The sequence below is a fragment of the Mesobacillus sp. ABV4_180 genome (assembly GCF_056158485.1).
Window position 1 is genome coordinate 777,727 of sequence record NZ_JBSWTJ010000001.1, and the last position, 21,221, is coordinate 798,947.

Annotated in this window: 23 protein-coding genes and 1 other annotated feature; of the genes, 14 read left to right on the plus strand and 9 right to left on the minus strand. The window is 43.1% G+C overall.

Annotated features, from left to right (window positions below; all coding sequences use genetic code 11):
* Window positions 1–55: 55 nt before the first annotated feature.
* From ACXAEA_RS03795 to ACXAEA_RS03825, 7 genes are all read left to right on the plus strand, one after another.
* Window positions 56–307: a FeoA family protein gene (locus ACXAEA_RS03795; protein ID WP_475094606.1), complete on the plus strand. Its 252-nt coding sequence runs from the start codon at window positions 56–58 to the stop codon at window positions 305–307.
* Window positions 300–995: a FeoB small GTPase domain-containing protein gene (locus ACXAEA_RS03800; protein ID WP_475094607.1), complete on the plus strand. Its 696-nt coding sequence runs from the start codon at window positions 300–302 to the stop codon at window positions 993–995. Before ACXAEA_RS03795 ends, ACXAEA_RS03800 begins: the two co-directional genes overlap by 8 nt.
* A complete protein-coding gene (locus ACXAEA_RS03805) occupies window positions 995–2,395 on the plus strand; it encodes a nucleoside recognition domain-containing protein (protein WP_475094608.1) in 1,401 nt (466 codons plus the stop codon). Before ACXAEA_RS03800 ends, ACXAEA_RS03805 begins: the two co-directional genes overlap by 1 nt.
* 150 nt (window positions 2,396–2,545) lie before the next feature.
* Window positions 2,546–3,559, plus strand: coding sequence for a multicopper oxidase domain-containing protein (locus ACXAEA_RS03810; protein WP_475094609.1), 1,014 nt, complete (start codon window positions 2,546–2,548; stop codon window positions 3,557–3,559).
* A 13-nt stretch (window positions 3,560–3,572) separates the two neighbouring features.
* Window positions 3,573–4,742 carry a ZIP family metal transporter gene (locus ACXAEA_RS03815; protein WP_475094610.1) on the plus strand — a complete coding sequence of 390 codons (1,170 nt, stop codon included), beginning with the start codon at window positions 3,573–3,575 and terminating at the stop codon, window positions 4,740–4,742.
* Between the two features lie 95 nt (window positions 4,743–4,837).
* Window positions 4,838–5,059: a helix-turn-helix domain-containing protein gene (locus tag ACXAEA_RS03820; RefSeq protein WP_475094611.1), complete on the plus strand. Its 222-nt coding sequence runs from the start codon at window positions 4,838–4,840 to the stop codon at window positions 5,057–5,059.
* Between the two features lie 51 nt (window positions 5,060–5,110).
* Window positions 5,111–5,308, plus strand: a complete 198-nt coding sequence (locus ACXAEA_RS03825; protein WP_475094612.1) for a twin-arginine translocase TatA/TatE family subunit — start codon at window positions 5,111–5,113, stop codon at window positions 5,306–5,308.
* A 228-nt stretch (window positions 5,309–5,536) separates the two neighbouring features.
* On the opposite strand, the gene ACXAEA_RS03830 is transcribed toward ACXAEA_RS03825, so the two are convergent.
* The 7 genes from ACXAEA_RS03830 to ACXAEA_RS03860 form a co-directional block, all read right to left on the minus strand.
* The gene (locus ACXAEA_RS03830) at window positions 5,537–5,872 is read right to left on the minus strand and encodes a YnfA family protein (protein ID WP_475094613.1); all 336 of its coding nucleotides are present in this window, start codon (window positions 5,870–5,872) and stop codon (window positions 5,537–5,539) included.
* 140 nt (window positions 5,873–6,012) lie between these two features.
* Window positions 6,013–6,762 (minus strand): L,D-transpeptidase family protein, encoded by a 750-nt coding sequence (locus tag ACXAEA_RS03835; RefSeq protein ID WP_475094614.1) that lies wholly within the window; start codon window positions 6,760–6,762, stop codon window positions 6,013–6,015.
* A gap of 313 nt (window positions 6,763–7,075) precedes the next feature.
* Window positions 7,076–8,203: a Ger(x)C family spore germination protein gene (locus ACXAEA_RS03840; RefSeq protein ID WP_475094615.1), complete on the minus strand. Its 1,128-nt coding sequence runs from the start codon at window positions 8,201–8,203 to the stop codon at window positions 7,076–7,078.
* Window positions 8,184–9,311, minus strand: coding sequence for a GerAB/ArcD/ProY family transporter (locus ACXAEA_RS03845; RefSeq protein ID WP_475094616.1), 1,128 nt, complete (start codon window positions 9,309–9,311; stop codon window positions 8,184–8,186). The genes ACXAEA_RS03840 and ACXAEA_RS03845 overlap by 20 nt, the downstream gene beginning before the upstream one ends.
* A 16-nt stretch (window positions 9,312–9,327) precedes the next feature.
* Window positions 9,328–10,833, minus strand: coding sequence for a spore germination protein (locus tag ACXAEA_RS03850; RefSeq protein ID WP_475094617.1), 1,506 nt, complete (start codon window positions 10,831–10,833; stop codon window positions 9,328–9,330).
* Window positions 10,834–10,991: 158 nt separating this feature from the next.
* Entirely contained in the window at window positions 10,992–12,329 is a 1,338-nt protein-coding gene (locus ACXAEA_RS03855) for a sodium-dependent transporter (RefSeq protein ID WP_475094618.1), read from the minus strand.
* A gap of 87 nt (window positions 12,330–12,416) precedes the next feature.
* Window positions 12,417–12,628 (minus strand) — a binding site (T-box leader).
* Between the two features lie 73 nt (window positions 12,629–12,701).
* A complete protein-coding gene (locus ACXAEA_RS03860; protein ID WP_475094620.1) occupies window positions 12,702–13,085 on the minus strand; it encodes a hypothetical protein in 384 nt (127 codons plus the stop codon).
* A gap of 146 nt (window positions 13,086–13,231) precedes the next feature.
* Between ACXAEA_RS03860 and iadA the strand changes: the two genes are divergently transcribed.
* Window positions 13,232–14,401: a beta-aspartyl-peptidase gene (iadA, locus tag ACXAEA_RS03865; RefSeq protein WP_475094621.1), complete on the plus strand. Its 1,170-nt coding sequence runs from the start codon at window positions 13,232–13,234 to the stop codon at window positions 14,399–14,401.
* Between the two features lie 49 nt (window positions 14,402–14,450).
* Here the strand turns inward: iadA and chrA are convergent, their stop codons facing one another.
* Window positions 14,451–15,644 (minus strand): chromate efflux transporter, encoded by a 1,194-nt coding sequence (gene chrA, locus ACXAEA_RS03870; protein WP_475094622.1) that lies wholly within the window; start codon window positions 15,642–15,644, stop codon window positions 14,451–14,453.
* A gap of 21 nt (window positions 15,645–15,665) precedes the next feature.
* Window positions 15,666–15,974 (minus strand): PadR family transcriptional regulator, encoded by a 309-nt coding sequence (locus tag ACXAEA_RS03875; RefSeq protein WP_475094623.1) that lies wholly within the window; start codon window positions 15,972–15,974, stop codon window positions 15,666–15,668.
* Window positions 15,975–16,255: 281 nt separating this feature from the next.
* On the opposite strand from ACXAEA_RS03875, the gene ACXAEA_RS03880 reads away from it, so the two are divergent.
* From ACXAEA_RS03880 to ACXAEA_RS03905, 6 genes are all read left to right on the plus strand, one after another.
* Window positions 16,256–17,320, plus strand: a complete 1,065-nt coding sequence (locus tag ACXAEA_RS03880; RefSeq protein WP_475094624.1) for a YncE family protein — start codon at window positions 16,256–16,258, stop codon at window positions 17,318–17,320.
* A 95-nt stretch (window positions 17,321–17,415) separates the two neighbouring features.
* Complete coding sequence (locus tag ACXAEA_RS03885) at window positions 17,416–18,042, plus strand: nitrite reductase (RefSeq protein ID WP_475094625.1); 627 nt, start codon at window positions 17,416–17,418, stop codon at window positions 18,040–18,042.
* A 252-nt stretch (window positions 18,043–18,294) separates the two neighbouring features.
* Window positions 18,295–18,771, plus strand: coding sequence for a hypothetical protein (locus ACXAEA_RS03890; RefSeq protein WP_475094626.1), 477 nt, complete (start codon window positions 18,295–18,297; stop codon window positions 18,769–18,771).
* Window positions 18,755–19,267: a hypothetical protein gene (locus ACXAEA_RS03895; RefSeq protein ID WP_475094627.1), complete on the plus strand. Its 513-nt coding sequence runs from the start codon at window positions 18,755–18,757 to the stop codon at window positions 19,265–19,267. Before ACXAEA_RS03890 ends, ACXAEA_RS03895 begins: the two co-directional genes overlap by 17 nt.
* 47 nt (window positions 19,268–19,314) lie before the next feature.
* Window positions 19,315–20,154, plus strand: coding sequence for an ABC transporter permease subunit (locus tag ACXAEA_RS03900; protein WP_475094628.1), 840 nt, complete (start codon window positions 19,315–19,317; stop codon window positions 20,152–20,154).
* Window positions 20,155–20,172: 18 nt separating this feature from the next.
* Window positions 20,173–21,117 (plus strand): peptide ABC transporter permease, encoded by a 945-nt coding sequence (locus ACXAEA_RS03905; RefSeq protein ID WP_475094629.1) that lies wholly within the window; start codon window positions 20,173–20,175, stop codon window positions 21,115–21,117.
* Window positions 21,118–21,221: the final 104 nt, after the last annotated feature.

Here is a 21,221-nt window from a genome sequence, read left to right on the forward strand (position 1 = left end):
ATAATAAAAAACAAAAGTTGCCCTGGGCAAAATTTATGGTATGGAGGAAAAAGAGATGGCTCGGACTAAAAATTTAAGTTTGTTCGAAGGGGAAATAGGCGATTTAATCAAAATTTCAAATCTTTCTTTAGAAGGGACAATGCGAAGAAGGCTGCTTGACTTGGGTTTTGTGCCTGGGGCCATAGTTGAAGTCATCAGAAAAAGTCCATTAGGCGACCCAATTGCTTATCGTGTATCCAGCACATCAATCGCATTAAGAAAAGAAGAGAGTCTAAGCATTGAAGGGGAGCTGATCAACCATGAGTAAACGCTTTAGGATTGCATTAGCGGGTAACCCTAATACCGGGAAGAGCACACTGTTTAATACTTTGACTGGTCTAAAGCAGCACACAGGAAATTGGGCCGGGAAAACAGTTGATATTAAAGAAGGTTCATTTTTATATAACGGGAAATCTTTTTCGATGATAGACCTGCCGGGTACGTATTCCCTTTTTTCTAATTCGCTTGATGAGGAAACCGCACGGAACTACATTGTTTTTGAAAAACCAGATCTGACTGTTGTCGTTTTGGACGCAACTGCTCTCGAACGGAATATGAATTTGGCATTGCAGGTCATGGAGCTTACTGAAAAAGTAATTGTGTGTATCAACTTAATTGATGAAGCTGAAAAGATGGGCATCAAGATCAATGAGAAAATCCTCATGAGGCGCTTAGGAGTTCCTGTTATTAAAATTTCAGCAAGAAACAAAACAGGTCTGCCGCTGCTGGTAGATACAATCGACAGGGTAGTGACCGGGGTTATTCCGTGTTCGCCGGTGACCATTAAATATGATGAAGAAACTGAACAAAAAATAGATTCACTTTTACCAATGGTGCAAAAGGTTTTTGGGGATGAAATTCCAGCCAGATGGCTCTCTTTAAGGCTGTTGGATGGGGATAAGAAACTGCTGGACGAATTGAGGGATAGGCATTTGATGAAGGAGGTCTTAAGCTAATGGGAAATCTCGGGTATGAACAACAACAGATGCTTGTGGATCTTTTCGAGCAAGCTGAGAAAATTTCTTCATCGAAAACACGTGACAGGATTGTAGAAGCTCTCTATCAGAATAGCAGAGAATATATAGAGGCAGGAGTGGCATATACCAAAACCAAACATGATCAGCGAACGGAGCGCTTGGATGCGATATTGACATCTCCGATTTGGGGATTTCCGATCATGCTGCTCATGCTGGGAACTGTATTTTACTTAACCATTGCCGGAGCAAATATTCCTTCCTCTATGCTTGCAGATTTTTTTGGATGGCTAGAAGGGTACATTACGATACTCTTCCAGATGCTGAACGCTCCTGAGTGGCTGCACGGGGTGCTGGTGCTGGGGTTTTACCGGGGCACTGCCTGGGTCATCAGTGTAATGCTGCCACCTATGGCTATTTTTTTCCCAACGTTTGCTCTTTTAGAGAACTATGGGTATCTGCCTCGAGTTGCTTTTAATATGGACCGCCTTTTTAAAACTGTAGGAGCACATGGGAAGCAGTCGCTCACGATGGCAATGGGATTTGGGTGTAATGCAGCAGCAATGATGTCAACGAGGATTATCGAATCTCCACGTGAACGGATGCTGGCGATTTTGACAAACAACTTCGTCCCTTGTAATGGCAGGTGGGGAACACTGATTTTACTTGCTTCATTGTTTATGGCAGCCAATTTTACAGGAGGGATAAAATCTCTCGTAACGACTTCCGTCATTGTCGGAATCGTATTATTTGGAATTATTGTCACTTTCTCTGTTTCTTGGATTCTATCAAAAACGTTATTAAAAGGCATTCCTACTCACTATACACTGGAATTGCCGCCATATAGAAAGCCGAAAATCTTTGATACAGTTCTTCGTTCTTCCTTGAACAATTCACTTTCAGTCCTGAAACGTGCTGTTAAGATTGCCGCACCAGCAGGGATCTTGACCTGGGTCCTGGCGAATATCGATATTAACGGCACAAGTGTTTTGCTTCATTTGGTGCAATTTTTGGACCCGCTAGGGCAAATGGTGGGGTTGGATGGGTATATTTTGATGGCATTCATAATTGGTTTACCAGCAAATGAAATCGTGTTGCCTGTCCTGTTAATGGGATACCTTTCAACTGGAGAATTAGTCGATGCGGGTGGAATTGAAAATATAAAACAGATTTTCACCGAGCATAATTGGACTTGGCTGACAGCTTTAAATATGATGCTATTTTCATTGCTGCATTATCCTTGCGGAACGACACTGATCAATATTTACAAAGAAACAAAAAGCAAAAAGTGGACTTTTATGGCCTTTATCATTCCTACTGTCATTGCACTTGGTGTTACTTTCATTATTGCACAAGCGGTTTATTATTTTGGTTGGGTTTAATTCATCAGAACAAATAGATGATGGACTCTGCAATTTTTATTGCTTGTGAAAAGAGGTCTCGGACCTAGGGTGAAAACTTAAAGTGGAAACAGGAGAGGGTTTCAAAAATAGAGAGAACAGTAAGTCGATGATGAAATGGGAGGGTTACACATGTCCGTAAATGACAAAGTATCAAGAAGGGATATTCTAAAAATAGGATCAGCAGGGGCTTTGGGTCTAGCAGGCAGTTATTTTTTAAATAAAGTTACACCTCTTACGCCAAGGGTTAAAGCTGAAACGAACGGTAAAAATGATCATGTTCATATGAACCATAGTAATATGACTGACTTAACCAAAACATCCGGTTATTTAATGGCTGAAAGATTACTTACTACATTCGATTACGGGAAAGCCAGTGTGCTGCCAAATGGCCAGACCCTAAGAGAATATGAAGTTGTCGCTATTGACAAAGAAATTGAAATCGCGAAAGGCATTAAATTTCCAGGCTGGACATATAACGGGACAATACCTGGTCCTACTTTTCGATGTACGGAAGGTGACTTGCTTCGTTTTCATTTCACCAATCAGGGTAGCCATCCTCACTCTATTCACTTCCACGGCATTCATCCTCCAGAAATGGATGGTCTTGATCCGATTTACCCAGGGGATAAATTTACTTATGAGTTTGAAGCCAAGCCATATGGAATGCAGGTATACCATTGTCACGTATTGCCGCTTGCCCGTCATATTCATAAAGGATTATATGGGAATTTCATAATTGATCCAAAAAAACCTAGGGAAGAGGCTCTTGAGCTGAACATAGTCATGAATGGATTCGATTTAGATCTAGATGGAGAAAATGAGTTCTACACTGTAAACGGGTATGCTTTTGCCTTCATGAACCATCCAATTAAAGTGAAAAAAGATCAACTTGTCCGAATTTATCTAAGTAACTTAACGGAATTTGATTTAATTAACTCTTTCCACCTTCATGCTAACTATTTTACTTATTATCCGACTGGAAGAAGTGACAATCCCTCTCAATTTACGGATACGATAATGCAATGCCAGGGTGAGCGCGGCATTCTGGAGGTGCGTTTTCCTTATCCGGGAAAATACATGTTCCATGCGCATGTGAGTGAATTTGCCGAATTGGGTTGGATGGGATTCTTTGAAGCAGAATAATGGGGGGATGACAATGAAGACTAAGTTGATTTTTACGGTGTTAATTCCTATGGCTCTGCTGCTTGGGGTCATTGGATGGATATTTACAAATGGTGCAGGGGTCGAGAAAGATCCAGCTGCTCCTATTGAAGTTTTGAATATTGAGAGAATCATCGTAACAAAAATAGGTTTTGAGTTAAAGGTAAGCAATACCGGTCCGGAAACGTTAACAATATCCCAGGTGATGGTGGATGACTCTGTTTGGAACTTCAGTGTTTCACCTGGCACTACTCTAGAACGTTTTGATAAAGCAACGGTAAAAATCAATTACCCATGGGTTCAAGGAGATCCCCATGTCATTAAACTGATTACTGAAAATGCCATCATTACAGAAGGTGAGATTGCAGCTGCAACACTTACGCCACAAGCCGATTTTAACAACTTATTAAATTACGGATTAATTGGATTTTATGTTGGTATTGTACCGATAGCGCTCGGTCTATTGTGGTTTCCTTTTATGAAGAGGTTAAGAAGAAAAACGATTAATGCGATACTTGCGCTCACTGTGGGTCTATTGCTTTTCTTATTTGTTGGTACACTAGCTGACGGATTTGAGATCGGAGCAGAAGCTCCATCAGTATTGCAAGGAAACATGGTAGTTATCATCGGAGCATCCTTGACCTTCTTGCTGTTGATTGGCTTTGATCAATATCAAATCAAGAAAAAAGAATCAAAAGGGTACACACCGTTTGCTACGGCACTGTTAATGGCAACTGGAATCGGCCTTCACAATTTTGGAGAAGGCTTGGCAATCGGATCATCTTTTGGACTTGGAGAAGCTGCGTTGGGAACATTCCTGATTATCGGGTTTACTCTTCATAACATTACTGAAGGAATCGGTATTGCGGCACCGTTACTTAAAACGAAGCCCAGAATAAGAGACTTTTTGCTGCTTGGTACAATTGCCGGCGGCCCAGCCATTCTAGGGACGTGGTTTGGCGGTTTTATTTTCTCGCCAATATTGGGAGCTTTATTCTTAGGGATTGGAGCAGGGGCGATTTTGCAAGTTATTTATGTGATTGCAAAAATGCTCATTGAGGATCATCGAAAAAATAATGAACCTTCTGTTTCATGGTTAAACCTTTCCGGGTTCGCAATAGGTTTGTTCATTATGTACTTTACTGCATTTTTTGTTAAATTCTAAGGTTAGAGTACTTGGATTGACTCTATACAGGCACCCAATAAAAGCTATCTCCTAGGACCAACTGCTCTAGGCAACAAAAAGGGAGTGTCATTATAATGAGCTTCGCAGAAAAAAGAAGTGAATTTGGAGTATGGTTTGAAAATCAAAAAGATATCACGATATCTGAATTAGAAAAAGCATCAACCTTAAGCAACGGTACAATCATGAAATTATTTAGAGATCCACAATATCGCCCGCGTTTTTCAACAGTATATAAAATGAATCAAGGGTTAAAAAAGCTTGGTAAGGATGTGAATTTAAACGAATATTACCATTGAAAGAAGTGGTTAATAAAGGAATGACAAAATTCGTTACCAAGGAGTGAAATTATGCTTCAAAACATTGGAATCCCAGGGTTAATACTAGTTTTAGTGATTGCCCTAATAATATTCGGCCCTTCTAAATTACCGGAAATCGGTAAAGCCTTCGGTTCAACACTGCGGGAATTTAAGAAATCTACTCGAGATATTATGACGGATGATACAATCGAGGAGACAGCAATTCACAAAGATTCGGAAAAGGTTTGAATAGGCACGATATGAAGATGTGCTTGATTCATTTTTGATTATCGAGTAAACCTTTTTCCACTGCTTGCATATCTTTATGACACTGTAAGGTTTGAGTCAACAAAAATGGTTGAATCCACTTTGTTTGGTTACCTAAAAAAGAATGAAGAGTAAAATAACGAATAAACCCATTCCTTAGCATGAGGGATGGGTTATATTTTTGCCTATCAGGCTATTCATTTGCAGTACTTATTGCCTTGGTGCAAACAACATTACAGCTACGCCAATCAGACATATTGCTGCACCTGCCCAATCATATAGATCGGGTGTTTTTTTATCTATTCCCCATCCCCACAAAACGGAGAGAACGATGAACACTCCACCATATGCTGCATAGACTCTGCCGAAGGAGGGAAAGGTCTGGAATGTCGCGATCACTCCGTAAAAGGCTAAAGCCACTCCACCTGCTATTCCCCAGTAATAGGGCTTTCCTTCTCTAAGCCATAACCAAATTAAATATCCGCCACCAATTTCAGCAATTCCAGCTATGATAAAAAGCAATGTTGAATGAATGATGTTTAACACTTCCCATTATTGAATGTTACGTAAAGTATACTACAACTGAATCAGCTTCAAAATGTGGTCAGAGTTAACAAAGCAGCCGGAAAAAAGCAGAAGGCAATCACCTATGCGATGATTACCTTCTGAACTTGGATTTAGCCGATTTATTTCATCCCTAATGCCTTTTTGGTAGCAGGTCCGACTACTCCGTCAACTTTAAGTTTTTTTGATTTTTGGAATTTCTTAACCGCTGCTTCTGTTGCTGGTCCGAATATTCCATCAGTCCCTTTGGTGCTGTAGCCCTTTTTTGTTAGGAGCTGCTGCATTTTCTTAACTTCTGGACCCTTCATGCCTTTTTTCAGGACGGAGCTTGAAGGGATAGCAGACACCGGAACGGAAGCCTCTCCTGATACCTTGTATCCATTAGCGGCTGCGATGGAAGTAAAGGACTTCTTGGAAGTAGTAATGATAACAGGAGTATTCACCTTAACCTGCTTATAGAGCCATTCCACTTCATGATCGTACATCCGGATGCATCCGCCGCTTACATAACCGCCGATTGAATTAGGGTTATTGTTGCCATGTATGGCATAAGTAGTTCCCCAGGTCCCTCTTGCATTAATGCCTAGCCATCTGTTGCCAAGAGGATTTCGAGGGTCACCGCCAGGAATTTTCCCGCTGTAATAAGGACGATTCTTAATTTTGTTAACTATCTTGAACTTGCCCTCAGGCGTATAAGAAGGTTTCCTGCCGGTACCCACTTTGAACGTTTTTACCAGTTTATTATTTTGATAATAAGCGAGTTGATTTTTGGACTTATTGATGATAATAATGTCCCCGCCCGCAGCAAACGCTGGTGCCTCGAATAACACCATCGATACAAGAAGCACAATACAAATAATAAATTTTTTCATTCCCCATCCCCCTTGAGTTCAAAAACCGTCCTAACTTTTGCAGACCCAGCTTTCCAGAATGGCTATTTTGAAGTCGTGCATTATTTAAAACGTTCTTACACTCTAATAAACGAATTCCTTTCACAAAAGTTACATTTTTTACCGTTATATGGTAAGAATTTCTTTCTTGTTTTTATGACAAAGGAATCGGTTTTTTGTCGTTATTTGGAAGGGGTGGGCTTCTTAAATACTACGTTTTGTTAAAGTGGCGTCTTAGTGGGAATATCACTTTAAAACCAACGAAAAACCGCTGCCCAAAAAACAGCGGTTTTGCTTACTCCACAACACCAGTCCTCAAAATCTCAAACTCAATGTCAACGTTGACCTTGGTTTCTGGATACATCTCGTACCATTTTTCAGAAGTCAAATTGGATTTCCTGACGCTTTTGCGGTAAATCTCTCCGAAACCAAAAGGATCGGATCCTACCTTACGGGCTTTATCAATCAATGCCTCTACATCTGTTCTTATTTTTTCGGCCAGTCTGTTTTCAAGCTTCTTTAGATTGGCTGGATTCTTTAAATCCAGTGCCTGATTGATTTCCAATAGCCTTGTTTTCAATTCTATTTTCACTTGAAAATCGAGGTTTTCCTTGTTGATGAGCTTAATATCGCTTTTGCTATGGATTGTATCCATGACCACAGCCAGTTTTTCGGGACCTTCAACTGACTCGATATTGTCGAAACCTTCTTTGCTAACGGCTAATTCGATTGATCCGGCTTCGTAGCGGTCATTAATAAGTTTTAGATAAAAGGCGTCTCTTGAATTGATTTTGCCGACCATCTTATCCTTTTTTATCAAGGCAACTCCGGTGATTTCAACATTCCCATCTGTCGCTTTTAACGTAGGCATGATGGGATCAATCCCAACGGAATAGTAATCATGCAGGGTTTCCTGTAAGGTTGAAGAAGGGATGGCCTCTCCTTTGATGTTTTGATCAAGCTCCTTGTAAATCAGCTGGCTGATATCAGTGAACTTAGAGTTTCTCTGGTTTAGAAGCTCATTGGCGCTGCCCTCCACAACTGCAAGGTAGGTAAGTTCACTGATTGAAGGGTCACGGACGAGTGTATCAGCGAGATTAATAAGTCCTTTTTTGACGACTTCTTCACTGAATAAAGCTACCCGGAGCTGACCGGATTGGATTTTCTTTGGGCTCTTATGGTCTGCTTTAATCCTTGCGCCTTTGCTTGTTGGTGCTTTGGCCGTATAAATGACAGATCTCTGCTGGGATTCCGGGTCGATTTGGATTAGGACCATTGTCGATAGTATTTGGCCATCATCGGTTAAATCATAGCCAACAGTTGTGATCAAGCCCATCCGCTCGAGTGTTTTAGGCTCTGCACAGCCTGCTGCCAGTATGATAACAAGAAGCAAAGCCGTCACCTTATTCAGGATTTTGTGCATTGTTCTCACCCTTTTTCCTGAAAAATTTCTTCTTTATCAAAACAGCAGCATATAGGAGGAAAGGATAACCAAAGACAATATAGAACGCCCATCTCGCAAAGAAATCATTATACATGTTGATTTCAACTCTGTTCATCGGATAGAGGAAACTAATATAAAGAATGGCGAGCAGGAGCCAGCCGAACTTCTTCTCCTTTTTATTGAAAATCCTCCCAAGTCCCCTGGATGCAGCCCACATGAAAAACATCAGATTGGGAAGGATGATCAATACCCAAAAGGTGATGGCGACATACTCGAACCTTTCAATGAATGGAAACCGGACAATTTTAAATAGAGACAGTGTTCCCCAGATCGTCCTTTCAAGCTGACCGCCGCTGAAATAAGCAAGGGAGACGACCATAAGCGCAAGATACAGGATGGTGGTGAATAAAAGTCCCAATTGCATATGCTTATGGACCTTCTCCTTTTCTTTTAAAAAGGGATAGACAACAAAGATGATTTCAAAACCAATCACCGTAAAAGTCATTTGTTTTGCGCCTCTTAAAATTTCGGGAATACTTGACTCGAATATTGGGAAGAGGTAGTCCCAATTCGTGAACTGGAATGGATATGCAAGCAAAAGAACCAGCCATAGTGACAGGATGACACTGAAAAAGCTGACACCTACGATTGTCCTAAGTCCACCATTCAATCCATAGAAGACGAGGTACACTAGAGTCAGTGCAAGCAGCCAAATAGGGACCTCAGGGAAGATCCATGCCTGGATGACTTCCATATAATTTCGGACGACGGAATGGAAGGCGCCAAGAAAGTAGAGTATGAATAAGATATTCAAAGCATTTCCGATCCATTTTCCAAAAACTTCATGATGGATCCCATACAGGTCGGTTGATTCGAAAGCGGACAATATTTTTACCATGACAAAGCCAACCACAGCTGTTGCCAATCCGCTTAAAAGGACTGAAATCCAAGCGTCATGCTTTGCTTCGAGATAGATAATCCGCTGAAATCCCTGGATCCCAACACCTACCTGCATGGAATGAACAATAAAAACAAGCAGGAAGGTATTGATCATATTCTGAGGTTTGGGCTCGATAAACACCTTCATTCAAAACACCACAACTTTATTCTTTGGATTTTCGAGCTTTGTATTTCAATCTGTTCTTTGGTCTTGTCTGTAACGGACGGTAATTGGTCCATCCTATTGGAAGACGGACGATGCTGTCGCGCCAATCAGCGAACCGCGGCGGATAAAAGGGAGCCAGAAACGGGCTGCCGAGACTTGATTGCCTGAGCAGATGAATGAGCAGGAAACAAAAACCGATCATCAGGCCGTAAAATCCCCAAAATCCAGCTAAAATGATTAATGGAAATCTCAGCACCCTGATGACATTCCCCATCATATAGTTAGGGGTTGTAAAGGACGCCAGTGCACTTACAGCGATGATGATGATCAGGATATTACTCGTAAAACCTGCATCTACAGCCGCTGTTCCAACGACGATACCGCCAACGATACCCATTGTCTGGCCAACCTTTGTCGGAAGCCGGGCTCCTGCTTCCCTGAGGAGCTCGATCATTAATTCAAGCAGCAATGCCTCAAAGATGGGAGGGAATGGAACCCTCGATCTTGACTCACCCAAAGGAATCAACAATGTCTGGGGGATGATTTCATAATGGAATGTTAAAGCGGCCACATAGATCGGTGTGAAAAAAATTGAAACAATCATCGAAAAAATTCTTAAAATCCTGAGGAAGGTAGCAATTTGCCATCTGACGCTTTCATCTTCCATGCTCTGGAAAAATTCAATAAAAGACTGTGGTGCACCGATTACTTGCACGCTGCCATCCACCAGGATGACGATTTTGCCATTTAGCAGCCATGCACAGGCGCGATCAGGTCTTTCCGTGGTCAGCAACTGGGGGAAAATCGCCAGGGAATTGTCTTCGATTAAATGGACAAGCTGCGAGCTGTCGAGGACACTATCGATTTGTATCTTCTTTATCCTCTCACGCACCCGGTCTACCATTTCCTCATCAGCAATCCCTTTCAAATAAATGATCGAAACTCCCGAATTGGTTTGTTTTCCAACCGTAAAACTTTCGTTGCACAAGTTTGGGTTAGTGAGAAACCTCCGGATAAGGGATATATTTGTCGTAAGGCTTTCGTTAAATGCGATTTGCGGACCTAATACCTGTGATTCGTTTTCCGGGCGTGTTAATGAACGGTTTTCCTGTGTGCCGACCAAGGCGCTGACAATCATGGAGTGACCGGGTGAATGGATCAGGATGCCCCCCTTTAGAAGGGAATCCAGTCCGTCTTCGATGTATTTATGCTTTAAAGTATTCGCGACAGTGATGTGTTTGAGCGCTTCATCAGGGGAAGGATGAACATCCTCCAACCGGGTGAGAATATGTTCGTTAATCATCTTGTTATCTGTTAAGGTATCGATGAAAATGAGCGTAAAGCCATTCTGCATTTCCTTGATATTCAAATCCGCGCTATTGTGAAGCCGTTCCTTCATGATCTTGATGAACTCATTTTGAGCCGCGGGAATTAATACCCGGTCATCGAGATTTTTTTGATTCATGCTGTCAGGAACTTCCGCTTTCTTATTCTTGAAGAACATAAAAAAATCCCTCCGATGCAATCGTCTACTTAAAAGGTTTTGCCTCGTTGGGAAAAATTATACTGCTGATAGAATTTGTGATTACATGTAAAAGGTTGCTGCAGGTTTTTGACAGCAAAAAAGAGAGCTGGCATGAAGCCAACTCCCTTTCAAAAGAATTATAAAACTCCTAATGAATCCAGGAACACAACGATGATGACGACTGGCACAACAAATCTCATCACATTATACCAGAGGCTGAATAGCCAGCTGCCGCCTTTTGAATGCTGAAGCAGCTCCTGCCGCAAAACTTCCTTCTTTATCTTCAGCGGAACAAAAATCGAAATCAGCAGCACTCCAAGCGGCATGAGAATATTGCTTACAAGGAAATCGGCAGCATCGAAAATGCTTTTTCCGAAAACCACAGCTTCAGCCAGCGTCCCGAAGGATAGGGCAGAAGGGATGCCGAGCAGGAAAATCAGTCCGCCGGCAATCCAGGCATATTTTGTCCGCTTTTTCTGGTCGCCTTTAGCCATTGTGGCCACGACGATCTCGAGCATCGAGAATGCTGAAGTCAGTGTCGCGAACAGGAACAATGCCAGGAATAACAGCAGGAACAGCTCTCCGAACACCAATTTTTCAAAAACAGCAGGGAGAACGATGAACAACAGTCCTGGCCCTTCTGCCGGTTCGAATCCGAGTGAGAATACCGCCGGGAAGATCGCGAGTCCCGCCAGCAGCGCGATGAAGAGGTTCATCCCGACAACGGACAAGGCTGGCTGGACAATGCTCTCTTTCTTAGGCAAATAGGAGCTGTAGGTTACCATCACCGAAACCCCTACGCTTAAAGAGAAAAAGGATTGCCCCATCGCGAACAGGACACTTTCAGAGGTGATGCCCGAAAAGTCGGGAGCAAGGAAGAATTTCACGCCCTCCATGGCATTTTCCAATGTCAACGAACGGATAATCAAGATGATGAATAAAACGAACAATGCTGGCATCAGAATCTTGCTTGCTTTTTCAATCCCGGCCTGTACACCCTTTGCGACAACAACAATCGTAATCAGCAGGAATGCCGCCTGGGCAGCGAGCACGCTCCATGAGCTGCTGATTGTCTGTCCAAACAGCTCGCCATAATTTGCACCAGTTTCCACGACTCCTCCTGCCAGTCCCTTCACAAAATAAAGACTGATCCAGCCCCCGACTACGCTGTAAAAGCTGAGCAATACAAAGCAGGTGACAACCCCCAGTATTCCAATCCAATACCAATTGCTTTTCGGGGCAATTTCCAAGTACGCGCGAATTGCTTCCTTGTTGGTGCTGCGGCCGATGACAAATTCAGCAAGCAGCAGGGGCAGACCGATGAACAGCGAAAATAAAATGAACATCAGGAAAAATGCGCCGCCGCCGCTCACACCTGTCACGTACGGAAGCTTCCAGATGGCACCGATTCCGATTGCCGAACCGGCTGCCGCTAAAATGAATCCAACCCTTGATGACCATTGATCCTTCTCCATGTTGATTCTCCCTTTTCTCTCTCTATTTCAGCTAAAAAGATTGATGCCGGGGCAAAATAAAAAGCCACGCCTCTATCCATCAATCTGGATAGGGACGTGGCTGAACACGCGGTACCACCCTATTTGGAAGCAAAACTCACTTCCCGCTCAAGTTACTGGATAACGGCCATAACCGTTCCTTTTTTAAAAGGAAAAGCTCCAAGAATGAAATTCACCTAATCTATGTATCAGTTTCCACCAACCACTGATTCTCTGCAAACAGGGAGACCGGCTTACTATGCTCTCTTCAACGCTTCAACTTATTAAACTGTTTTTGAAATTATAGTATGATAATGAATATGTGTCAATATTTTTGAGAGAATCAGAATTTATTTAGAGAAAGTAAACAATAATACTTCCTGCTGCAATAGTGAAAAATCCAGTAAAACCTAAAGTGATCGCAACGAATTTTCTATGGTCGCCGGCCTTCATTTTAAGGTATTGTCCATATGAAAGCTCGCCTTTGGCGAAGCTGAGCCCCAATTCGTCAGGCTCAACACTAAATTTTTTTCCATCTTTATCTTGTAAAATAAGATTCTTGATCAGCGGCAGGTTCTCATAGCCTGCTAAAGAGTTTCTTAACGACACTGCTTGACTACATTCAAGAAAAGTATCGCCAAGGAAATAAACGCGGACTAAGTTGTACTTTGAGCTCTTTTGAATCTCCTCCGCAAAATGGTATGCCTGGAGTTCGATTGCATTGTTTGAAACGCACATTCCTGCCACCTCGCATTCTCTTGCTTCTCATTATATGCTATAAAAAGTTCGAATGGTGAATTTTCATTCTCTCCACATCGCAGCATCCATTGGTTTATAATGGTGAAAAAGGGCAGGGAATAAGAGTTCAGGAGGGAATCCCACTAATGCTGACGCTTATCAAAAACGGAGACATTTACGCACCAGATCATCTTGGGAAAAAAGATTTGTTGATCGTTGATAAAAAAATTGGATTCATCCAGGACAGCATTGATGTTCCAGATGAATTTGTTGAAGTGAAAGTCATTGATGCTGCAGGGAAAAAGGTTGTGCCTGGCTTCATCGATTCCCATGTCCATCTCATCGGAGGCGGTGGGGAAGGCGGATACAGGACTCGGACTCCTGAAATCCAGTTAACCGAGGCAACAACCGCTGGGATCACAACAATGGTCGGAGTACTCGGCACAGATGGAACGACCAGGACGATGGCGAGCCTGATCGCCAAAGCCCGAGGACTTGAAGAAGAAGGGATTACTTGCTATGTGCAAACAGGCTCGTACCAGGTTCCTGTCAAAACTCTTACAGGAAAAATCGAGGACGACATCATTTTAATCGATAAGGTCATTGGTGCAGGCGAGATTGCGATTGCCGACCACCGATCATCCCAGCCTACTCCTGAAGAGTTGGCGAAAATTGCTTCTGCCGCCCGGATTGGCGGCATGCTATCCGGTAAATGCGGCATCGTCAATGTTCATGTCGGTGACAGCCTGGATCATTTGAAGATTATTGAACAAGTGATCGAAAATACCGATATCCCTATCCGGCAATTTTATCCGACGCATATCAACCGTAATCCGCATTTGTTTGAGGCGGGGATTGAATATGCGAAAAAAGGCGGCTGGGTAGATTTTACGACAAGCTCAATCCCGAAGTTTTTGGCTGAAGGCGAAGTAAAATGCAGTGTCGGGCTTAAACGGATGCTTGAAGCAGGGGTGGATATCGGACAGATCACATTTACTTCCGATGGACAGGCAAGCCTGCCAGATTTTGATGAAAAAGGAGAACTGATCGGCCTGCAGATTGGACGCGTTTCCTCTTTATACAAAGCGGTGAAGGAAGCTGTTCTGACCGAGGGAATTCCGCTTGAAGCAGCGATTCGAGTCATCACTTCGAACCCCGCCACGGTCCTTAAACTTGCACAAAAAGGTAAAGTCGAAACAGGACGCGACGCAGACATCGTCTTGCTGGACGAGAACCTCGAAATCGATACCGTAATAGCAATGGGACAAGTGATGGTGGAGAACGGGGAAGCAATTGTGAAAGGTACGTTCGAATAAAAGCAAAAACCTTGGCTGAGCGGCCAAGGTTTTTGCTTTTTTTTGCTATTTAAAAAATCATCGATAAAATCAGCCCACCGCCAGCTCCGGTTACAACGATAACCCATGGCGGCAGCTTCCAGTAGACGAGCATGCTGAACAATGCAGCAGCGAAAACAAAATCGATCGGCTCGAGAATCGAACTTATCCAGATTGGATGGTAGAATGCAGCAATCAGGATCCCGACTACTGCAGCATTCACGCCCATCAGCGCTCGGTTGATCTTGCTGTTGCGCCGTAATGCATCCCAGAATGGCAATGTGCCAAGAATGAGCAGGAATGCCGGCAAAAAGATTGCCGCGGTTGCCAGCAATCCGCCTTGCCAGCCGTCAATGACCGCTCCAATATAGGCAGCGAACGTGAACAATGGACCCGGTACAGCCTGGGCAGCTCCGTATCCGGCCAGGAAGGCTTCCTCGCTCAGCCAGTCGGTTGGCACGAATTCCCGTTCAAGCAAGGGCAGGACAACATGGCCGCCGCCGAACACAAGTGATCCTGATCTGTAAAAGCTATCAAACATCGCAACCCAGTCCAAAGCTGTGGCTTCACGTAAAATCGGCAGAAGGATGAGCAATCCGAAAAATAAGCCGAGGCTTACATACCCAACACCTTTGGAAATCGGAAAATGCATCCTTGAATCATCCTCGGCGTTGTGGGATTTGAATAAAATATACCCAAGAATGGCAGCGATGATAATAACGCCAACCTGGGTAAACGCCGTCTGCCAAAGTAAGGTCGCGGCGAGTGCGAACAGAGCAATGCTTTTTCTCGGTAGATCAGGTGTCAGCTTTTGCGCCATCCCCAATACGGCATGGGCAACGACTGCAACGGCAACGATTTTCAAGCCGTGGATCCAGCCTGCCTCTCCGACATCGAATCCCTGTAGAATCAACGCGAAAATAATCAGCGCCAATACAGAAGGCAGGGTGAACCCGAGGAATGCGAACAGCCCTCCTAGTAATCCGCCGCGCATCAGGCCGACGCCGATTCCGACCTGGCTGCTTGCAGGTCCCGGGAGAAATTGGCACAAAGCCACGAGATCCGCATAGCTTTTTTCGTCCATCCACTTCCTGCGGCGGACATATTCTTCATGGAAATATCCGAGGTGGGCAACGGGTCCACCAAAGGAAGTCAGGCCCAGCCGGGTGGAAACCATCAAAATCTCCATGAGTGACTTGAAGGTTACGCTCTTTTTCTCTGTCATTTTTTCATCTCCTTTAAAAGATCAATCCTTGATTTCCTTGAAAAGTTCATAAGCCTTCTTACGGGCTTCCTCCAGAACTCGATTTCCTTTTTCTGTCGTACGATAATATTTTCGGATTTTCCCTTCGACATTTCGGTCCTCTTTTACGAGAAGGCCGTCGGATTCCATAGTGTGGAGAATAGGGTAAAGAGTGCCTGCGCTCATGCTGTAGCCATGCTCCTTAAGCTCCTCGAGCATCCACAGGCCGAAAATCGGATGTTCCTTTGCATGATGCAAAATATGAATATGAATGAATCCAAGAAAAAGCTTCCTGAGAACTTTATCCTCCATTAGAATCCTTCTTTCCTTGTTATCGAAACTCAATAACGAATTTCGATATTATTTTATCGTATCTGAAAAATTATTCAACTATTTTACTTTAATCTTTGCCAACAAGGAGGAAAACCCTGCAATATTCAAATCGAAGATTCTACAATAAATCTCTGCAGATTTTATCAATTTCATAAAGATGTTAAAGATTAGGGAGAAAAATTTAGATGTGTGATGTACCTAACATTTTACGTAAATTAACCCGATTATGATGAGGGTAGATTTATAAAGGAGGGTGTGAGATGAAGAAAAGCATAAAAATGATTAGTGTATTTGCATCCATTGTTCTGGTGCTGGCAGCATGCGGCAGTGATAAACCTGCTCTAGGAGATGAGAAGACATCAGAAAATAAAGCAATTCAGGAAAAGGCTTTGGAAAAATATTATTTCACCGCCAATGAGGAAGGATCAATCAGCAAAATCAGCGTCGATAACAATCAAGTGACGGATACTATCGAGGCCGATGGAGTGGTCCATAACATCCAGCTGTCACCTGATGGCAAAGTCGTGGCAGCTACTCTTGTTCCTAATAAGGAGGGAGGCCATGGCAGCCATGGCGGTCATGGGGAAGTAATGACAGGAAAAGTAGTATTCTATGATTCCTATACAAATGAACTGTTAAAAACTGTTGAGGTAGGGAACCATCCCGCGCACGTTGTTTATTCTGGGGACGGGAAATATGTTCTGGTGACAAACAACGAAGATGACACCGTTTCGGTGATCGATGCTGCAAAATATGAATTGGTGAAAACGATTCCTACTGGCAGTGGCCCTCATGGCTTCAGGATTACAGAGGACAGCCAATTTGCCTATATTGCCAATATGGGTGAGGACACGGTTAGCGTTATTAATCTCGAGACATTCCAAGAAGAGCGGATTGAGGCAGGGGAAACACCTGTAACAACTGGAATTACCACGGATGGACAAACTCTGGCAGTGACGCTTTTTGCTGAAAATGCCCTGGCCGTCATTGATTTGGATACGAAGAAAGTATCCAAAGTAGAAGTAGGGGTCGGACCGGCACAGGTTTATGTTGATCCGAACGACCGATTTGCCTACGTGGCTAATCAAGGAACGGAGGAATCACCTTCAAATTCCCTCTCTATAGTAGACCTAGGGACAAAAACGGTTGTCGATGTGATCGAAACAGGGAATGGAGCCCATGGAGTGGCGGTAAGTGATGACGCTAAATTTGCCTATGTAACCAATATGTTTGATAATACTGTCAGCATTATTAATCTGGAAAATAAAGAGGTAAAAACAATAAAGGTAGGCGAAGTGCCAAATGGCATTACCGTAATGAACTAAAACGATAATCTGCACACATTCTCCACTTTTTCAGGTTATGATGAAGATGCTTTTTTAACTATTCGGAAAATCTGCAAAAAGGGGAAGGTTACGAGATGGAAGCGATAGAAAAAATGGTGAAGCTTGCTGTCAATGGCGGTATAAGTTTTGGCTCCAAACTGAATGCTAAACAGCTGCTTGTTTTAGCCAAATACATGGATGAAGGCCAGGAACTCGAGCTGACCACCTTTCAGCAGCTATATATTGAAATACCGGAAAGCCGGAGGGAAGAGGCAGTGGTCGAATTTGAACAGGCTGGGCTGAGCTGTTACCCTGTCGGAAGCTTTGTTAAAAGCCTGCGTACATGCAATTTTTGCAAGGGGGCGGAGGAAGAAGGAATGCCTGTCGCAATTGAGATGAATAAAAGGATTGCCGGTAAGCCAGTGCCATTTACCCTCAAACCGGCCTATACAGGGTGCCCGGTTGGCTGCGGAGAGCCGCTCATAAACGATATTGGCATCATGAAAATAAAAGATGGCTATAACCTGTATGCGGGGGGCAAATCAAAAGGGGAGGATGCGGCACCAGGAAGCTTGTTGTTCGAACAGCTGACACCGGAAGAGCTTTATGAAAAGGTTGAGAGACTAATTGAAATTTATGCTGAGCATGGAAAAAGACGTGAGCAAATGCATAAATTCATTAATCGCTTTGGCAAAGATCAGATCCTGGAGCTATTGATTTGAGTGCTCATCATCATCAACTCGACATTAAATTATAGAAATAATAGATTTTTTGAGCATAAGGTGCCCAAAAGCCCCTTATGCTTTTTTGATTTCAAAAATACCAATCCGATCTGTCCTCCAAAATTGCTCCTGAAAAAATGTATTTCAATTATGCACCAACCGATTTTCTAACCAACCCTCAGAATAATCCCTTCCAAGCTGGGCATTCCTATGAAGTATGGCAGATAAATTTTCTCTAAAAAGGATGTCAACATGGTACTCTCGATTTATCTCACAATTACAATCCTGTACCTGCATTTTGCTTATCATGTCAAAAAAACACTCAACTTCCTTGAGAACTCGCTGATATTTATGGTATCGGCGATCATTACGCGCCAATGCCTGACGCTGTTTGCGCTGGAATGGGGCCTATATAAAATGACGGAGGATGATTGGCTGTTTGTCGCCTTGATCTTGTGCCGGGATATCTTGACTCCAATGACGGCGGTTATTTTTATCAATTTTTACATACGCGCTGAAACAACGATTTCCAGACTGGCGATATTCCTGCTCGCACTTGGTGTTTTGCTGGGCCTGCATAAGCTGGCGGTCCATTTTCACCTTTTAACATACCTGCGCTGGAACTTTTTTTATACGGCATTATTGAATACCGCTATTTTGCTGGTGGCAATTGGAGTATTCAAAATCATACAGCTAATGGAGAACCGTCAAAATGAAAACGTACGATAACGCTTTTAATCAAAACGAGTGGTTTGTGATTGGCAGCATGATTGTCATGAATGTGGCTATTTGGTTCGCACCAAGAATCTTCAGCAAATTAGAGGCAGTCGGTTATTATCTCTTTGGTATTTATGTTGGCCTTTTTTATGACCACACCATCAGCATCAAGCCATGGGACTTTTACGATGTCAACGATAACTCATCGTACCAGTTCATCGACTTCCTCAGTTACATCATGTACGGGCCGTATGGTTATTTCTTTCTTTATTTTTATGTAAAATGGAATATTTCCCGGCTTAAAATCATCCCATATATCCTTGTCTGGTCGTCTTTTTCGATGTTGATGGAATGGATAAGCCTCAAGCTTGGTTTGTTTCATTTTGACAAGGGCTACAAAATGTACTGGTCATTCCCGATTTACCTGTTATCACAAAGCATGATGATCATGTTCTATCATTTAAGTGTGAAAAAACCGCATCATGAAATAACTGGAAAAACACCGTGATGTCCACTATAATTTAATCACCATGAATCAAGCTGAGGGGATTAATTATGATCATAAATAGAACGCTGCGTCTTGCCCAAGTGATGGTGCAGTACGTTGTTGGGGTATTCATTTTCATTTTCATCGGAAGCCTTCCCGTCTTCCTGAGAGATTTAAGTTTTGACACAGACGGCTATATTGCGAGTGTTAAAGGCTTAGTTGTAAAAGTTTTCACCTTGAGCGGGTTGACTTACGATGGCGAGCACGCGCTGCTGCCGGCGATTGCAGAAAGGTATTTTTACTCTTTGAAAACACTCGGCCTTTCCTTCCTATTTGCTGTCATCCTTGCCTTCATCTTTTCCTACATCATTGTCCTTACCCTGAAAAATAAGAAAGATTATGTTCTAAGTTTCATAGAAATCATCCGCACTGTTCCGGATATCGTCGTTATTTTCCTGCTACAAGCATTATTTATCTGGATCAACAAAGCATATGGCTTGAAGCTGGTCCAAACGGTTTCCCTCGGCTCCGACAACCAGGCGTTCCTGCTGCCTTTATTAAGCTTGAGCCTGCCGATTTTCCTGTTCCTGACTCAGGTCATCGTTTTGAAAATTTATGATGAACTGGAAAAACACTACGTCATTTTTGCAAAAGCAAAAGGTCTGTCATTTTTTTACCTGCTGAACGTACATGTCATCCGCAATATTGCCGATGACCTGCTTAGCCACTTTAAAACCATCATCTGGATGATGCTCTCCACGCTCGTCATGGTGGAGTATCTTTTCAATATGGGTGGATTGATGATGTTCAACATCAGGTACATTTCAATTGAACTTTTTGTATTCAGTTGTATCTTGTTTTTTACTCCTTTTTTCATCATTTACAGATTGATAGATTTGAGAAGGTAGATAAGGAAGGTTGGCGCCATGGCTGCTTTATTAAAAACAAAAAAGTTCATTTTTGGAGTTTCATTTTTGGTCATCCTGATGACCCTCAGCATCCTTAATACCGTTTTGAATGATGGGAAAATCAGGCAGAAGCCGTTCTTCTATGATGAAAGCGGCAATCTGGAAAAGGTTCCGCCATATAAGCCATTCGATGTCTTTCTGCTCGGTTCTGACATGTATGGCTATGACATGCTACATACCGTAATCGAAGGAGCGAAGTATTCAATCGGAATCACCTTGATTGTCGCCATTTTCAGGATGCTGTTTTCCATCCTTTTCAGCTATCTGCTTTTCAGGTTTCCGGACAGAGGGTTCAACTGGCTGAAAAGGCTGTCAGAACCGCTGTCCTTCTTCCCACAGACGCTGATTGCCTATTTCTTGCTAAGAACAGTTGTGTTGTACACGTTCGAAGGCTTCCATCACCCTTTTTGGGTAAGGGCACTATATGAGTTCGTCATCCTGATCATGGTAGCTCTGCCGGCTCTGACAATCCAGCTGGCAGAGCAGAAACGCAGGATCTGGAAAGAAGAGTTTGTCGAGGCAGCGATCACCCTCGGAGGCAGCAAACGGCATATTTTCTTTAAGCATGTATTGCCCCATCTGTATGAGGAATGGATCCTGATCTTTGGGCAGCAATTTTTGCAGGTGCTGACATTGCTTGTCCATCTTGGCGTGTTGAAAGTTCTATTCGGCGGCACCGTCCTCGGCTTCGGTTTCGGTGGAGGCGACCCGCCATCATCCGTCACACATGAATGGTCAGGGCTGATTGGAGTCAACACAAGATTCCTGCTGACCAATGAATGGATCATCTACGTCCCGATCCTGTTCTTCACGCTTACCGCCCTGAGCGTGGCGATGATCAATAAATCGCTAAGCGACTGGTTCAAGCAGAAGGATATGGTGCGGAAGAACAGGGAGATGTAGTTATCCTAAATCGCATCGTACATATCGCTAGAAAAACGGCTTCCGAGAAAGTCGTTTTTTCTTTTGAAAATTTTACCCGGATCAGTATTTTACAATAAAACCAA

Bases quoted from the DNA above. Each gene is read 5' to 3' on its own strand.
- ACXAEA_RS03800 (WP_475094607.1), top strand. From the start codon at position 300: ATGAGTAAACGCTTTAGGATTGCATTAGCGGGTAACCCTAATACCGGG.
- ACXAEA_RS03885 (WP_475094625.1), top strand. From the start codon at position 17,416: ATGGAAGCGATAGAAAAAATGGTGAAGCTTGCTGTCAATGGCGGTATA.
- ACXAEA_RS03825 (WP_475094612.1), top strand. From the start codon at position 5,111: ATGCTTCAAAACATTGGAATCCCAGGGTTAATACTAGTTTTAGTGATT.
- ACXAEA_RS03855 (WP_475094618.1), bottom strand. From the start codon at position 12,329: ATGGAGAAGGATCAATGGTCATCAAGGGTTGGATTCATTTTAGCGGCA.
- iadA (WP_475094621.1), top strand. From the start codon at position 13,232: ATGCTGACGCTTATCAAAAACGGAGACATTTACGCACCAGATCATCTT.
- ACXAEA_RS03810 (WP_475094609.1), top strand. From the start codon at position 2,546: ATGTCCGTAAATGACAAAGTATCAAGAAGGGATATTCTAAAAATAGGA.
- ACXAEA_RS03880 (WP_475094624.1), top strand. From the start codon at position 16,256: ATGAAGAAAAGCATAAAAATGATTAGTGTATTTGCATCCATTGTTCTG.
- chrA (WP_475094622.1), bottom strand. From the start codon at position 15,644: ATGACAGAGAAAAAGAGCGTAACCTTCAAGTCACTCATGGAGATTTTG.
- ACXAEA_RS03875 (WP_475094623.1), bottom strand. From the start codon at position 15,974: ATGGAGGATAAAGTTCTCAGGAAGCTTTTTCTTGGATTCATTCATATT.
- ACXAEA_RS03805 (WP_475094608.1), top strand. From the start codon at position 995: ATGGGAAATCTCGGGTATGAACAACAACAGATGCTTGTGGATCTTTTC.
- ACXAEA_RS03895 (WP_475094627.1), top strand. From the start codon at position 18,755: ATGAAAACGTACGATAACGCTTTTAATCAAAACGAGTGGTTTGTGATT.
- ACXAEA_RS03840 (WP_475094615.1), bottom strand. From the start codon at position 8,203: ATGCACAAAATCCTGAATAAGGTGACGGCTTTGCTTCTTGTTATCATA.
- ACXAEA_RS03890 (WP_475094626.1), top strand. From the start codon at position 18,295: ATGGTACTCTCGATTTATCTCACAATTACAATCCTGTACCTGCATTTT.
- ACXAEA_RS03845 (WP_475094616.1), bottom strand. From the start codon at position 9,311: ATGAAGGTGTTTATCGAGCCCAAACCTCAGAATATGATCAATACCTTC.
- ACXAEA_RS03900 (WP_475094628.1), top strand. From the start codon at position 19,315: ATGATCATAAATAGAACGCTGCGTCTTGCCCAAGTGATGGTGCAGTAC.
- ACXAEA_RS03905 (WP_475094629.1), top strand. From the start codon at position 20,173: ATGGCTGCTTTATTAAAAACAAAAAAGTTCATTTTTGGAGTTTCATTT.
- ACXAEA_RS03860 (WP_475094620.1), bottom strand. From the start codon at position 13,085: ATGTGCGTTTCAAACAATGCAATCGAACTCCAGGCATACCATTTTGCG.
- ACXAEA_RS03815 (WP_475094610.1), top strand. From the start codon at position 3,573: ATGAAGACTAAGTTGATTTTTACGGTGTTAATTCCTATGGCTCTGCTG.
- ACXAEA_RS03850 (WP_475094617.1), bottom strand. From the start codon at position 10,833: ATGTTCTTCAAGAATAAGAAAGCGGAAGTTCCTGACAGCATGAATCAA.
- ACXAEA_RS03795 (WP_475094606.1), top strand. From the start codon at position 56: ATGGCTCGGACTAAAAATTTAAGTTTGTTCGAAGGGGAAATAGGCGAT.
- ACXAEA_RS03835 (WP_475094614.1), bottom strand. From the start codon at position 6,762: ATGAAAAAATTTATTATTTGTATTGTGCTTCTTGTATCGATGGTGTTA.
- ACXAEA_RS03820 (WP_475094611.1), top strand. From the start codon at position 4,838: ATGAGCTTCGCAGAAAAAAGAAGTGAATTTGGAGTATGGTTTGAAAAT.